The sequence below is a fragment of the Corynebacterium atrinae genome (genome assembly GCF_030408455.1).
Classification (GTDB): Bacteria; Actinomycetota; Actinomycetes; order Mycobacteriales; family Mycobacteriaceae; genus Corynebacterium; species Corynebacterium atrinae.
The window spans coordinates 1,927,945-1,941,903 of the sequence record NZ_CP046977.1 but is presented as its reverse complement, the minus strand read 5'-3'; the positions used below and the strand labels follow the sequence as shown (position 1 = coordinate 1,941,903).

Annotated in this window: 12 protein-coding genes; 2 read left to right on the top strand and 10 right to left on the bottom strand. The window is 62.1% G+C overall.

Translation table 11 applies throughout. The features are described from left to right. Window positions 1-148: 148 nt before the first annotated feature. Window positions 149-718, top strand: a complete 570-nt coding sequence (gene thpR, locus CATRI_RS09480) for an RNA 2',3'-cyclic phosphodiesterase (RefSeq protein ID WP_290216972.1) — start codon at window positions 149-151, stop codon at window positions 716-718. Window positions 719-796: 78 nt separating this feature from the next. On the opposite strand, the gene CATRI_RS09475 is transcribed toward thpR, so the two are convergent. The 5 genes from CATRI_RS09475 to CATRI_RS09455 are packed head-to-tail and all read right to left on the bottom strand — an operon-like array spanning window position 797 to window position 6,284. After that, window positions 797-2,230: an ATP-binding cassette domain-containing protein gene (locus CATRI_RS09475; RefSeq protein ID WP_290216970.1), complete on the bottom strand. Its 1,434-nt coding sequence runs from the start codon at window positions 2,228-2,230 to the stop codon at window positions 797-799. Then, window positions 2,227-3,042, bottom strand: coding sequence for an ABC transporter permease (locus CATRI_RS09470; RefSeq protein WP_290216968.1), 816 nt, complete (start codon window positions 3,040-3,042; stop codon window positions 2,227-2,229). The genes CATRI_RS09475 and CATRI_RS09470 overlap by 4 nt, the downstream gene beginning before the upstream one ends. Next, complete coding sequence (locus CATRI_RS09465) at window positions 3,039-3,977, bottom strand: ABC transporter permease (protein WP_290216966.1); 939 nt, start codon at window positions 3,975-3,977, stop codon at window positions 3,039-3,041. The genes CATRI_RS09470 and CATRI_RS09465 overlap by 4 nt, the downstream gene beginning before the upstream one ends. Further along, entirely contained in the window at window positions 3,974-5,479 is a 1,506-nt protein-coding gene (locus CATRI_RS09460) for an ABC transporter substrate-binding protein (protein ID WP_290216964.1), read from the bottom strand. Before CATRI_RS09460 ends, CATRI_RS09465 begins: the two co-directional genes overlap by 4 nt. 37 nt (window positions 5,480-5,516) lie before the next feature. Further along, window positions 5,517-6,284 carry a GntR family transcriptional regulator gene (locus CATRI_RS09455; protein ID WP_290216961.1) on the bottom strand — a complete coding sequence of 256 codons (768 nt, stop codon included), beginning with the start codon at window positions 6,282-6,284 and terminating at the stop codon, window positions 5,517-5,519. 356 nt (window positions 6,285-6,640) lie between these two features. On the opposite strand from CATRI_RS09455, the gene CATRI_RS09450 reads away from it, so the two are divergent. Further along, window positions 6,641-7,132, top strand: a complete 492-nt coding sequence (locus CATRI_RS09450; protein ID WP_290216960.1) for a hypothetical protein — start codon at window positions 6,641-6,643, stop codon at window positions 7,130-7,132. 6 nt (window positions 7,133-7,138) lie between these two features. Here the strand turns inward: CATRI_RS09450 and CATRI_RS09445 are convergent, their stop codons facing one another. The 5 genes from CATRI_RS09445 to CATRI_RS09425 form a co-directional block, all read right to left on the bottom strand. After that, entirely contained in the window at window positions 7,139-8,167 is a 1,029-nt protein-coding gene (locus CATRI_RS09445) for an LLM class flavin-dependent oxidoreductase (RefSeq protein WP_290216957.1), read from the bottom strand. A gap of 64 nt (window positions 8,168-8,231) precedes the next feature. After that, a complete protein-coding gene (brnQ, locus tag CATRI_RS09440) occupies window positions 8,232-9,569 on the bottom strand; it encodes a branched-chain amino acid transport system II carrier protein (RefSeq protein WP_290216954.1) in 1,338 nt (445 codons plus the stop codon). A gap of 97 nt (window positions 9,570-9,666) precedes the next feature. Next, window positions 9,667-10,851: a phosphotransferase gene (locus tag CATRI_RS09435; protein ID WP_435384159.1), complete on the bottom strand. Its 1,185-nt coding sequence runs from the start codon at window positions 10,849-10,851 to the stop codon at window positions 9,667-9,669. Next, the gene (gene treS / locus CATRI_RS09430) at window positions 10,851-12,713 is read right to left on the bottom strand and encodes a maltose alpha-D-glucosyltransferase (protein WP_290216952.1); all 1,863 of its coding nucleotides are present in this window, start codon (window positions 12,711-12,713) and stop codon (window positions 10,851-10,853) included. Before treS ends, CATRI_RS09435 begins: the two co-directional genes overlap by 1 nt. A gap of 76 nt (window positions 12,714-12,789) precedes the next feature. After that, window positions 12,790-13,947: a MalY/PatB family protein gene (locus CATRI_RS09425; protein ID WP_290216949.1), complete on the bottom strand. Its 1,158-nt coding sequence runs from the start codon at window positions 13,945-13,947 to the stop codon at window positions 12,790-12,792. Between the last annotated feature and the right edge of the window lie 12 nt (window positions 13,948-13,959).

Sequence of the window (13,959 nt, the reverse complement as noted above, 5' to 3'; positions counted from 1 at the left end):
GCTGCTGAGTGCTACGCTATCCACAAAGTGCTACCCCCGTCAAGTGGCGGGGCTCACATAAAATCAAAGCTGGTGGTCCGTGGCACATTCCCTCTTCGGTGACGGCGAATGACGAGCACCCGCTCCACATCTCCTGCCACCACACACCATGAGAAGACTGTTTTCCGCCCTACTCCCCTCCGAGGCAGCCAGGGAACACCTGGTGTCCACCCTGCGCCCGCTGCGCGGGGAGTTTCCCAATAGTCTGCGCTGGGTCGACCCCGACAATTGGCATGTGACGTTGTGTTTCTACGGAGAGCAACCCAACGACACCTCCCAGCTCGCGGCCCACCTTGCCCATGCCGCCAGCGCCTGCGAACCCTTGACGCTTCGGATCAAGGGCGCCGGATCCTTCGGCCATCGCACCCTGTGGATGGGTGTGGCGGGAGACAAAAAGCCCCTCACACGCCTCATGGCGGACAGTGCTCTCGGGGCTCTCGGGCTGGAATCAGGAGAGCCAGGCCATCGACCGCAGAAACCGCACCTGACCATCGCGCGGACGAGGGAACGCTGGGCGGTGGGGGAGCTCGTCCACATCCTCAACGTTTACCAAGGCCCCGCGTTCGCGTGCGATGAGGCTGTGCTCATGGAGTCGCACCTTGGTCGCGGGCGAGGTGGGGGACCGCACTATGAGGTGCTGGAGCGGATCAAGCTAGGGCGAAGTGCCAAAATTCTCTAGAATGAATCGTATGACCTAGCGTTTCCGCAGGTCGCGCAAAAGGGAGAATCGCATTCTAGAGAATTTTGGCACCGCCGCCTAGCCGTCGATCTCCAACGTCGCCGCCAGCAAAGAGCAGGTGTAGTCGTGCTGCGGGTTAGCCCAGATCTCGGCGGTGGGTCCCATTTCGACGATTCGCCCCTGGTGCATGACAGCTACGGTGGTGCAGACTTCGCGGACGACCGATAGATCGTGGGAAATAAAGACGAGCGTGAGTCCGTATTCCTCGACCAGCCGGTCGAGCAGGGCGAGGACCTGGGCTCGGACGGAGACGTCGAGGGCGGAGACGGGCTCGTCGGCAAGCAATACTTCGGGCTTACCCGCGACAGCGCGGGCGATGGAGATGCGTTGGCGCTGCCCGCCGGAGAACTCGTGGGGGTAGCGGGTCGCGGCGTCGCCAGTCAGGCCGACTTCCTCGAGGACGGCGGTTACCCGTTCTGCGGACCGAAGCCGCATCCCCTCCGCTACCGAAGAGCCGATCTTCAGGCGCGGGTTGAGGGAACTGTGGGGGTCTTGGAAGACGACTTGGACATCGGCGTCAATGGTGACGGTGCCGCTGTCGGGGGTGTCCAGGCCGGCGAACTGGCGGAGGAGGGTGGTCTTTCCGGAGCCGGAACCACCGACGATGCCGAGGCGTTCGCCGCGGCGGACGACGAGGGAGACGTCGTCAAGCGCAAGGGTGCCGCTGTAAGACCTGGTCACACTCTGCAAGGACAACACCGGAGCCCCGACAGGGCGGGGAACGGCCGGCTGGCCGGGGAGAGAGGCGGCGACGAGCTTCTGTGTGTAGGGGTGCTCGGGACGACGGAGGATGTCGTCGGTGGTACCGGATTCGACGATGGTTCCTTGGGACATGACCAGCACTCGGCGGCACATGCGGTTGATCACGCCGAGGTCGTGGGTGATGAAGAGGAGGGCGACGCCTTTCTTCTCCACGAGCTCGTCCAGGAGGTCGAGAATCTGGTCTTGGACCGTGACGTCGAGAGCGGTGGTGGGCTCGTCGCAGATGAGTAACTCGGGGTCGTTGGCCAGTGCCATGGCGATGAGGACGCGTTGGCGCTGCCCGCCGGAGAGCTCGTGGGGGTAGGCGTTCATGCGGGAGGGGTCGAGGGCGACATCCTTAAACAACTGCGTGACATCTGACCGGCCAGCGGCCTCCGCAACTTGCTTACCCACCGTCATCAACGGGTCCAGGGCGGTCATGGGCTCTTGGAACACCATGGAGACCACGGAGCCTCGAAGGCGGCGCATCCGGCGATCATCGAGGCCAATGACCTCGGTGCCGGCGACGCGCACGGAACCAGTCGCGGATAGGGAAGAGGGGAGCAGCCCCATGATGGACAGGGCCGTCATGGACTTACCGGAGCCGGATTCGCCGATGATTCCTAGGCGCTCACCCGGCGCGATCTGGAAGTTGATATCGGTGAGGATGCTCTCGCCGACGTTTAAACCTGAGACTGCGAGAACACTCATCGTCGGCTCCTTCGCGGGTTGAGGGCATCGCTGAGTCCGTCCCCCAGCAGATTGAATCCCAGCACAGTCACGGCGATGGCCAGGCCCGGCCACAACGCCAACTGGGGGGCGGTGCCCAGGGAGGCTTGGGCGGCTTGGAGCATGCGCCCCCAGGATGGATCGGGGGGTGCGGTGCCGAGCCCGAGGAAGGACAACGCCGCCTCGGCTAACACGGCGAGCGCGAACGCGACGGAGGCCTGCACGACGATGAACCCGGCGATGTTCGGAAGCACGTGCCGGATGGCGATGACTAGCCCGGGCACCCGGGAAACGCGGGCGGAGGCGACGTAATCCTGGGTCATCACTTGGAGTGTCCCGGCGCGGGCGACGCGGGCGAACCCGGGGATGCCGGCGATGCCGATGGCCACCATCGCGGTGGTGGTCGAAGCTCCAAACACGGCTCCGGTGATAATAGCCAGCAATAGAGCCGGAAACGCCAGCATGATGTCGACACCGCGCATGATGAGGGCTTCGGTCCAGCCGCGTTTCATTCCCGCCCACATTCCCCACGGCACGCCGACGAGCGCGGAGATTCCCACAGCGACAAGCCCAACGAAGAGCGTGATTTGCGCCCCGGCCATGATGCGGGAGAACACGTCGCGGCCGTAGCGGTCGGTGCCCATCAGATGCTCGGCAGAGGAGGCGAGGAGACGGTCGGAGGGGACGGCATGGACAGGGTTATAAGGCGTCCACACCAGTGACACCAGAGCCAGAAGCACGACGGATACCACGATGATGAGCCCGATCCAGCCGGATACCGGAAGCCTTTTCATGAGGTCCTCCTGATCCGCGGATCGATGATCCGGTACGTCACATCAATAACAAGGTTGACGCTAAGCGTAAACACCACAAGGAGCATGACGATCGTCTGCACCACCGTCAGATCGCGCCGCGCGACCGAGTCCAACAGCATCGACCCAAGCCCGGGCACGAGAAATACCCGTTCAATCACCACAGCTCCGACCACCAGCGACGTCAGCTGCAGCCCCGTCACGGTGAGCACGGGTAGGGCGGCGTTGCGTAGTCCATGGCGCCACAGCGCCTCGCTTATCGACGCCCCCGTCGCCCGCGCCGTCCGCATAAAGTCACGGTCCATCACCTCGAGGATGGAGGAGCGCACGTAGCGGGTGAGGATCGAGGCCTGCACCGCCGTCAGCGCAATAACCGGGAGGATGAGGCGCTGGACGAAGCCGGAGAAATCAGCATTCGGGGGTACCCAGCCATTGGCGGGTACCCATCCCAAGTGCACCGAAAAGACCGTGACCAGCAGGATTCCGGCCAAGAATGAGGGGACCGCGATTCCCACCTGCGAGGCCCCGGTGACAAGGAGACCGTCGGCGCGGTCAGCGCGCCGGGCCGCCCACATCCCGAGGGGAACGGCGATGAGCAGGGAGAGCACCATGGCCACTCCACAGAGGATGAGCGAGACCTGCGCCCGGTCGATGATGAGCGCCGTGATGTCCTGGCGCGAGGAAAGCGATATTCCGAAATCGCCGGTGATAAGCCCGCCGACCCAGGAGAAATACTGGTGCCACAGGGGCTGGTCCGTGCCCAATTGAGCTGCGAGGGCGGCCACGGCCTCGTCGGTTGCGGTCACTCCCAGAGCGACGCGCGCGGGGTCCCCGGGGATGGCTCGCAGGAGCAGGAAGATGATGACGGAGGCCAGCACCAGCGAAACGAGGAAGCGGAGGAGGACTTTGAGGATCATCTCTTCTCCAACCGAGCTAGGGACAAGGCGTCGGTCACGATGGTGGGGGATACCCCGCTCACCTGCGGGGAGGTGACCACGATGTTGGGCTGATTGAAGACGGTGACCGCCCCGGCTTCCGACATAATGACGTCGACGGCCTTCTCCATCGCGGGGGTGGGGTCTTCGGCGGAGTCGGCTTCGAGGAGTAGCTCCCGTACCTCGGCATTGTCGTAGCCCAGGTAGTACTGCGGGTTGCCGAACAGTGCGGGGATGTCGCGGGCTTCGACGTGGCCCATGATGGACATGTCATAGTCGTGGGCGGTCATAACCTCGGAGATCCAGACGGCTGGAAACTCCACACTTTTCAGATGTACCCGGAAGCCCACGTCACTGAGTTGGGAATACAGCAGCTCGGAGATGTTTTGTGCATAGGGGAGCGAGGGGACGGCGATGGTGATGTCGGGGTGGGGGATGGCGGCGTCGATAAGCAATTGCCGCGCTTGCGCGGGATCGAAGGGGAAGTAGTCTTTTCCGCTGAACCAGGGATCGGTTGGCGGGACGGGCGCGCCGCCGGTATCGGTGGCTAGCCCTTCCCAGACCACCTCGTTGATCGCGTGCCGGTCGATCGCGAGCGCCACCGCCCGACGGATCCGCGGATCGTCGAAGGGAGCGCGCTTGTTGTTCATCGAGACGATGACCTCGCCGTTGGTGGTTCCGACGTCGACGGAAAACTCAGTCGGCAGCGTATCCAAAAGCTCGGGCGATTGCATCGACCAGACCACGTCAATATCGCCGGAGCGTAGGGCGTTGACGGCGGAGGTGGCGTCGGAAAAATAGCGGATCGCGGCGTCTTGTTGTGCCGGGTCGCCCCAGTAGTCGTCCCGGGCGCGTAGGGAGATGGACTCGCCCACGGCGAAGCGGTCGAGCTCAAAAGGGCCGGTCCCGATGGGGTTCGATGCTAGCGTCTCCACGCCCTCGGGGCTCATCATCGCTCCCGTCAGCGTGCCCATCGACCACAACCAGCGCTGAGAGGGCCGGGTGAGGCTGACGCGGAGGGTGTACTCGTCGAGGGGCTCGGCGCTGTTGACCACGTCCATTTGTGATTTCAGGCCATTGGTCCACGAGTTCTTGACGTAGTTAATGCTGAAGGCGGCCGTATCAGCGGTGAAGGGGGTGCCGTCGGAAAATTCCACGCCCTCGCGCAGGTGAAAAGTGTAGGAGGTGCGGTCTTCGGAGACCTCCCAGCTCTGGGCGAGCAGAGGAACGATCGTCCCGTCTGCGTCGATGCGCACCAGGCCTTCGTACACGTTGGACATGAGCGCTTGCGGGATAGCCGCGCCACCGGTCCTGGTGAAGTCGAGTGAGGCCGGGGTGCCAGTGGTGCCGACCACCAGGCTGTCGGTGCCCGCGATGCGTCCCACCTGGGTGGCGGTGTGTCCGGCGGAGCAGGCGCTCAGACACGCGGCCATGACCGCCACCAATGCCACCAACAAGGTGGGGGATCTCCGTCGTGAGAACATGTGCCCAAGGCTAGTGGGCGCTGGTCACATGAAACAATTAGGACTCGCGCGAAAACCACGCCGGGGTTGGCGTGCCGCGGACGTTGTTGACGTGGAGAACAAGGCCCTCGCCGATGACCCGGTACTCGGCATACTCCAAAGTTCGGCCCTGCTTGCTGGCGGCCAGCAGTTCGACCTGCATGATCGGCGACCCTTCGGGAATGCCCAGCAGCTCGGAATCCTCACCGTTGGATAAGGCGGCGGACATGGAGCGGTTGGCGCTTTCAAAGCCAACACCCAGGCGAGAGAGCTCGCGGTGAACGGAGCAGTTGTCGGTGTCGAAATCTAGGAGGGGGCGGCCGACGTCGAGGGGAAAGTTGAGGCGTTCGATGGCTAGCGGCTCGTCGTTGAGCAGGCGCAGACGTTTAATGGTGACGATCTGAGAGCCCACTTCGACATTAAGTTGGCAGGCGGTATGTGCGTCGGCGGAGGTGCGCCCGACCCACAGCGTCCGCTGGGAGATATCGGGTTCCATGTCCTCGGCCCATGCGGTCATGGAGAGCAGGGATTCAAAAGAATTAGAAGGCGCAGAAGTCAAGACAGTGCTGCGGCGGCCGCGGCCGGTGGAGATCAGCCCCTCGGCGCGCAGTAGGGCCATCGCCTGTCGGACCGGCCCGCGCGAAGAATCATATTGTTCGCATAACTCGGCTTCGGAGGGGAGCTCGTCTCCAGGGCTAAGGGTACCGTCCTCAATGGATTGTCGCAGATGGTTAGTGATGAGTTCGTAGCGCTGGGTCGACTTTGGAGACTTCTTGGATGAGCCCATGCGGTACCTCCTTTAAGCGAGTGCCGAGCAGGTTTCCCTGATTAATTTTATTAGGCTATTACACCGGTAAATATATGGTGACACCTAAGTGATTGTAAGGATTTTCTTAGACGGATTGTAGAGCATGGCGACACGAAAAGACATCCTGCGACACGCAAGTGTGAGGACATGTTTATCAAGAGGTTATGACCGGCACCTAAGTGGTACTGCCAATCTGGCAGTAGATTACATCCTCCCTGCCACAAAACCATTTAACTAAGACGTGTGACCTAGTGCGTGTCTAGGTGAGCTGAGGGTAGGCGGAGCATGTACTAAGATCACTGCCTATTAAAACGATTGCGCTTCGCCCCACCGCCGTGTCTCTGGCCTCCAGCAAGTTCTTCGTCATCTTCGTGGTGTTCGTCCTCGTCATGACGCCAATCTTCCTGGGCCTGTACTTTTCCGCGCGCAGTCACAGCGATAGCACACTGACGTGGCTCTATCTGCTGGCCTCCGCCGCGCCCGCAGCAGGCATGTTGATCGCCTTGCTCATGCTCGTCATCACACTCTGGAGGCGTACTCGTCCGGTGCTGCTTATCGACGCCGCCCAGGTCACCATCGTGCGCACCGGGGTCAGCTTCCCCCTCGACGAGCTGGCGCATGTTCAGCTCTATTCCCGTCCGAGGGAAGGGACCTTCCTCGTCTTGCTGCCTCAGCATGTCGGCGAACGAGTGCAACACGACCCTACGGCCGTAGCTCCCTACACCGTTCGGTTCCCTGACAAAGCTAGTCCCCGCCCCTTCGAACTCGTCGACATGCTGCGAGCCCGAGTGCCGGGCCTGAACGTGGACAAGCTGGGCAGCATCTGAGAATTCCTAATTCTGTTGCCCCGGGGCGCCAGCGACGTGGGCGGGATCCAGCTCCCACGCCTCAGCGAGGATCTCTAGACCGCGCGTGGCCTCAGCGTTCGACGTATTCTGCAATGAGATCATCAGCTCGTCGGCTTGAGCCAGCTCGGCGAAGGACTCCAAGTACGAGCGCACCTGCGCTGAATCCCCCACCGCGTTGTAGTGGAGCATCCCGGTAACCTGCTGACCCTGGTGGGAGGCAACGAGGGCATCGAGCTGAGTGTCGGACAACTGCCGCCCCTTGGCGATCTGTGCGCGCACACGGTTGCGATACACGCCCTGCAGCTGCCGCTCCGCCTCGTCTGTCGTTTCGGCGGCAGTGACGTTCACCGCGGCGATGACATAGGGCTCGCTGAGTTCCTCCGAAGGCTGGAAGTGCTCTCGGTAGTAGGCCACGGCCTGCGTGAGGTGTTGCGGCGCAAAATGCGATGCAAAGGAATAGGGCAGGCCGAAGTTGGCAGCCAACGACGCGCCGAACATCGACGAGCCCAGGATGTAGAGCGGGACAAACGTATTGGCACCCGGGGTAGCGGCAACGCCGGGAATGCGGGATTCGCCGCGCAGATAACCACTGAGTTCCAGGACGTCCTGGGGGAAGTTCTCCGCAGCCTTCGGATCGCGGCGAAGCGCCCGGCCCAGTGTGGTCATGTCGGTACCGGGGGCGCGGCCCAAACCGAGATCAATGCGGTTAGGGTAGAGCTCGGCCAGGGTGCCAAACTGTTCCGCGATGACATACGGGGAGTGGTTGGGCAACATCACTCCACCCGCGCCGAGGCGGATCTTTTCCGTCTTGGCGCCGATGTGGGAAATGAGTACGGCCGGTGCCGCCGAAGCGATCTGCGGCATGTTGTGATGCTCTGAGTACCAGATGCGGGAGTAGCCCAATTGCTCGGCTCGCTGCGCCAAATCCACGGAACGGGCCATGGACGACGCTGCGGTCTCGCCCTCATAGATGAGGCAAAAGTCAATGAGTGAGAGGGGTAGGGGGGTTGACATGGGGAACCTTCCTTTTAACGCTGCGTTCCTACCTCCCTGCAACGTCGGGGAAGGTGCCGATATTTCAGGCTGCGGCGACCGCGCGGCGTCGGTGGCGCTGGACTGCATCGACGCCCACGCCAACGACGAAGGCGAGGAGGGTGGGCAGCACCCAACCGAGGGCGACGTCGTGAAGCGGCGTCCAAGAGATGAGCGGAACGATGATCGAACTTCCCCAGCCGAGACTGTCGAAGGTGACCAACGCGGACCACACGACGGCGACCCAAATAGCCAGCCGGAAAGTCCAATGGAAAGTGACCCAGGGGCGGGCGAGAGGCTCGATGAGCGTGATGAAGATGAGGGTGATCGCCGGTGGGTAGATAAAGCCGATGATCGGGGCGGCGATCGCGAGGACGGTATCCAATCCCATGGTTGCCATGGCGAAAGACATGAGGGCGAAAACCACGGCCCACATCTTGTACGTCACACGCGGCATGAGCGAAGAGAAGAACTCGCTGGTAGCGGCGATGAGGCCGACGGCTGTGCTCAGGCAGGCGAGGAGGACGATGAGCCCGAAGACGATCTGGCCGGGATAGCCCATCGCGAGGTTGGCGGCGTCGGACAGCAAGCCAGCGCCGTTGACGTAGCGGCTGGGGTCCGGGATGATCTGCCCGATGTAGCCGAGGGCGACGTAGATGATGCCCAAGATCACGCCGGCGCCAATGCCCGCCAGAATCGTGCCGCGCACGAGGGCTGAACCGTTGGGGAAACTATTGTGCTTGAGCGCGGAGATCACGATGATGCCGAACGCCAAGGAGGCGATGGAGTCCATGGTGAGATAGCCCTCGAGAAGGCCGGCCGCCAGGGGCGCCTCGGCATATTTTTCGGAGGGGACACCGGCGATGCCATCGAACTTGCTTAGCGCGATGACCACCAACACCAGCAGCAGGACCAGTAAGACCGGGGTGAGGAACTTACCCAAATTGTCGACGATCGCGCTCGGGTTCCACGCCAGCAGCAATGCCACACCGAAAAAACAAAAGTTAAACGCCGCCGACGCGGCAAGCGAGTCCCATCCGGTCAACGGCTGAAAAGCTGTCTCATAAGACACCGCACCCGTGCGGGGCAGCGCGTAAAACGCGCCGATGGAAAGGTAAGCCACGACGGAAAAAACCACGCCGAAAAACACGCCGCCGCGGGAGGCCAGGTCTCGCATGTCGTTGCCGGAAATGGCGATGGCGACGATGGCCAAGATTGGTAGAAGAACACCCGTGCCCAGGAAACCGACGATCGCCGGGGTGAAGCTTGTGCCTGCCTCCACGCCGAGCATCGGCGGGAAGATGAGGTTGCCCGCTCCGAAGAACATGGAAAACAGCATGAGGGCTGTGACGGTGATGGTCAGGAGGGGGTTCTTCTTCGACATCGTTATGCGGGTCCTAGCGCGGTGTGGTCAGACAACAGAACAGGCAAGCGTTTTCCCACGTTACCCGCAGTTTCCACGCGAAGCACAAACCGCGAGACTAAGAACCCAACAAGCGTCGCACCGCATCCAAGGGGATATCCACCCAATCCGGGCGGTTATTCGACTCATAAACCACCTCGTACAGCGCCTTGTCCAAGACATAAGCATCAAGCAGCGTCGAAGGCTCCAACTGGTAGCCCTGCAGGAAAGCTTCCGCCGCCTCAGCCGCCCACGCGATGGGATCTGCCGGGCCCGCACCCTGCCCGCTCCGGGCCGGGAAATGAGCCGCATAGTCGAGGGAACGAATGACCCCGGCGACGTCGCGCAGGGGCGAATCGGGTCGGCGGCGATCCGCCAACGGTCGGGCTGGTTCCCCCTCGAAGTCGATGAGCACGTAAGTGTCCTGGTTGCGTAAGACCTGGCCCAAATGAAGATCGCCATGGATACGCTGAATGGTCTCGTCCGCCCCGCCGCTTTCCGCGAGGCGACGATACACCTCGCGGACGGAGGCCTCATGCTCGGCGAGCACCGGAGCGCGGCTCAGCATCTGGTCAAGGTGATCCTCGAGGGCGGAAATCAAGCTCGACAGAGGGACAGTTTCGGTAGGTAACGCCTGAGCGAGGGCCTCGTGCACCGCGCTGGTGGCCTCTCCCAGGAGGGATGCCTCGGGTCCGAAGTGGGCATCAAGGGAGGAAAAACCGAGGGCATAGCGCCAGCCATCGTCGGCATCGGGGATGAAATCCTGAATCATCGCCAGCGTGTGGTCTTCACCGTCGATGTTTTCCGTCACCCAACCGCGCACCGCTGCGACATGCGGCGATTCGGGGATCTGTGAGAGCAACTCCACGTCTGGATTCTGCCCCGCCTCCAGGTGTCGAAAGACCTTGACCATGGCGTTGTTGCCGAAGATGAGCGAGGTATTGGACTGCTCGCCACTGATGGCGCGGCCCCCGCCAGCGAGGCCCTCGGCCGTGCCATGAAGGACGCCAAAGCCGGCGGGGCTGCCGCCCGTGAGGGCGGCGCCATAGGCGCCAATGACTTCCGGAAGGTGGAAGACGTCGCTATCGGCGGCGTCGATAAGCACCTGATACAGATCGCTCGTGCCACCGTGATGAACGCGCAGGACCTGCAGCCGCCAGCCGTCGGCAATCGTTGCCTCGCGAACCACCTCAATGGAGTCGATCGGCTCGGACTTGGCGCCATAGAAGCGGGCGCCCTCCAGCATCCGGATGAGATTTTCCACTATTCCTCCTCGGACAGGTCAAACCAGAAGAAGCCGTGCGGAGGCAACGTCACCACCCACGGGTGCTCAGTGATTTCCGGGAACATTTCGCCGCCGGACAGCTCCCGCGGCGTGACCCCGGAGTACCGCGCCAGGTCCAGTGAGACGGCCTGCGGGCGATCGGACAAGTTGTTAACGCACAGAATGCGCTCACCGCGGTACTCACGAATGAAGGTCAGCACCGCATCGTTAGGGCAATCGACCTCGGTGTAGGAACCGCGGCCAAAAGCGTGGTACTGCTGCCGGATGTGAATCTGTGCGCGTGTCCACTGCAGGAGAGAGTTATCCCTCTTCATCTGCGTTTCCACATTCACCGTGGCATAGCCGTACTGATCGTTTTGGATCGCTGGCAGGTAGAGGCGCTCCGGGTCAGCCTTGGAAAAACCACCATTGCGGTCGCTCGACCACTGCATCGGAGTGCGCACCCCGTCGCGATCGTAGAGCCAAATGTTGTCACCCATGCCGATCTCATCGCCGTAGTAGAGCACCGGCGAACCCGGCAGGGACAGAAGCAGGGCGGTGAACAGCTCCAGCTTGTTGCGATCACCATTGAGCAAGGGGGTGAGGCGGCGACGAATACCCACGTTCGCCTTCATCCGCGGGTCCTTAGCAAAGTGCTTGTACATGTAGGCGCGCTCTTCATCGGTGACCATCTCGAGGGTCAACTCGTCGTGGTTGCGCAGGAAGATACCCCATTGGGCGGTCTTCGGGATGGCGGGGGTATCGGCGAGAATCTCCGAGATCGGGGTGCGCGACTGCTGGTGCACGCCCATGAAGATGCGTGGCATGACGGGGAAATGAAAGGCCATGTGGCACTCGTCGCCGTACTCCGGTTCACCAAAGTACTCGACGACATCATTGGGCAGCTGGTTCGCTTCGGCGAGGAGCACCCGGCCCGGGTACTCATCATCGATGACCCCGCGGACCTGCTTCAAAAACTCATGGGTTTCGGGGAGGTTTTCGCAGTTCGTCCCCTCCCGCTCGAAGAGGTAGGGCACCGCGTCAAGGCGGAAACCGTCCAGACCCAGATCCAACCAGAAGCGCATGACATCGAGCATGGCGGCCCGCACCGGCGGGTGATCGTAGTTCAAGTCAGGCTGATGGGAGAAGAAACGATGCCAGAAGTACTGCTTGCGCACCGGATCGTACGTCCAGTTGGATTCCTCAGTGTCGATGAAGATGATGCGGGCATCAGAGTACTCGGTCGGATCATCCGACCAGACGTAGAAGTCTCCATAGGGCCCCGCGGGATCGCGGCGGGACTCCTGGAACCACGCATGCTGGTCGGAGGTGTGGTTCATCACTAGATCAGTGATGACGCGGATGCCGCGCTTGTGGGCATGATCGATGAGCTCAACGAAATCATCCACCGTGCCGAACTCCGGCAGCACCTCGCGGAAATTGCGAATGTCATAGCCGCCATCCCGCAGAGGGGAGTCGTAGAAAGGCGGCAGCCAGATGCAGTCGATGCCCAGCCACTGCAAGTAGTCCAGTTTCTCCGTCACACCGCGCAGGGAACCCGAGCCGGTGTTCTCCGGATCGTAGAAGGCACGGACCAAAACCTCATAGAACACCGCATCCTTGAACCACTCGTGGTCTGGCCGCTCCCAAGGGTTGTCGCCGGGGGCGGGCGCCGGAGTTTCGAAGTCTTGTGACTTCGACTCCACAATGTAGCCCTGGGCATTCGTTTCTGGCCTGGTGGCGGAGGGGGCGGTGTCCGTATCTGCTAGCGGACCGGTAGCCAAACCGGGTTGCGAGGACTCCGTCGCATCCGAGGCGCCGGTGAAGCCAGTCTGGACATCAGTGGTGGTGTCTTCACTCATAGATTCAAGCGTAGGTAGTTTGAATGAAGAGTGCATACCCGCCCCCTTTCGGCAGGTATCCGGGCACGTGACCTGGCTATTCCTCAGTCGGTGCGCTCGCGAAAGCCTGCTCCATGCGGCTGACGGCTTCCTCCAAGATCTCCCGGGAGGTGCCGAAGTTCAGCCGGGCGTGGTGCAGACCGCCTTCCCCGAAGTAGTAGCCATCGTTGAAAGCGACGCGCGCGTGCTCGCGCAGCCAGATGGCGGGGCGCTCGTGGTGGCCGATCGCTGTGCCGGAAAAGTCCAGCCACATGAGGTAGGTCGCGTCGGGGTTGGTCACCTTGAGGCCGTCGATCCGCCGCGGCAGTTCAGCTACCAGCCAGTCACGGTTGCCGCGGAGGTATTCCATCTCCTGGTCGAGGAAATCCAATCCCAGTTGATAGCAAGCGGTGGCGGCGAAGATGCCGAGGGTGGAAGTGCCATCCTTGGCCACGCCAGTCATCGAATCCCAAACCTTTAAATCTTCGGGATTGGTGAAGATAATCTGCGCGCACTTCAACCCAGCAATATTCCAGGCCTTGGAAGTAGCGGTAACGGTGATGCAGACCTTGGCCGCGATCTCGCTCACACTAGCCGCGCAGACGTGGCCGTTGCCTTCGCCGTCGCCATAGACCAGGGGCGCATGAATCTCGTCCACCAGCACGCGGGCATCGTAGCGATCCGCCAGCTCACACAATTCGATGAGGAATTCGCGGGACAGGGTATATCCCAGGGGGTTATTAGGGGAGCAGAGCAGAATGGAACCAGCTCCGGCGGCGAACTCGCGCTCGATATCGTCGAGGTCGAGACCGCCGTAAGCATCAATGGTGTGCATCGCGCGGCGAGCAGTTTCAGGCACCTCGAGGAAGGGCGGGTAGGCCGGGACCGGGACGATGACGCCCGAATCCGGACGCGTCATGTACTCGACCGCTAAGAGAAGACCACGAACCACATCGGGCACCGCGACAACCATCGCCGGATCAATGCGCCAGCCGTAGCGCTGCGCATAGAAATCACTTAAGGCGGCTGGAAGATCTGACTCGGCGGGGGTATAGCCGAAGGACTCATTCTCCACCGCCTCCAAAATGGCTTTCTTTACCTCCGAGCAGGTGAAAAAGTCGCTTTCGGCGATCCACAACGGCAGGACATCATCGTCGTAGACGGTCCACTTGCGGGTCTGGCGGGTCTTCAGTTCATCGAGGCTGGGAAACTGCATGCCACTAGGGTA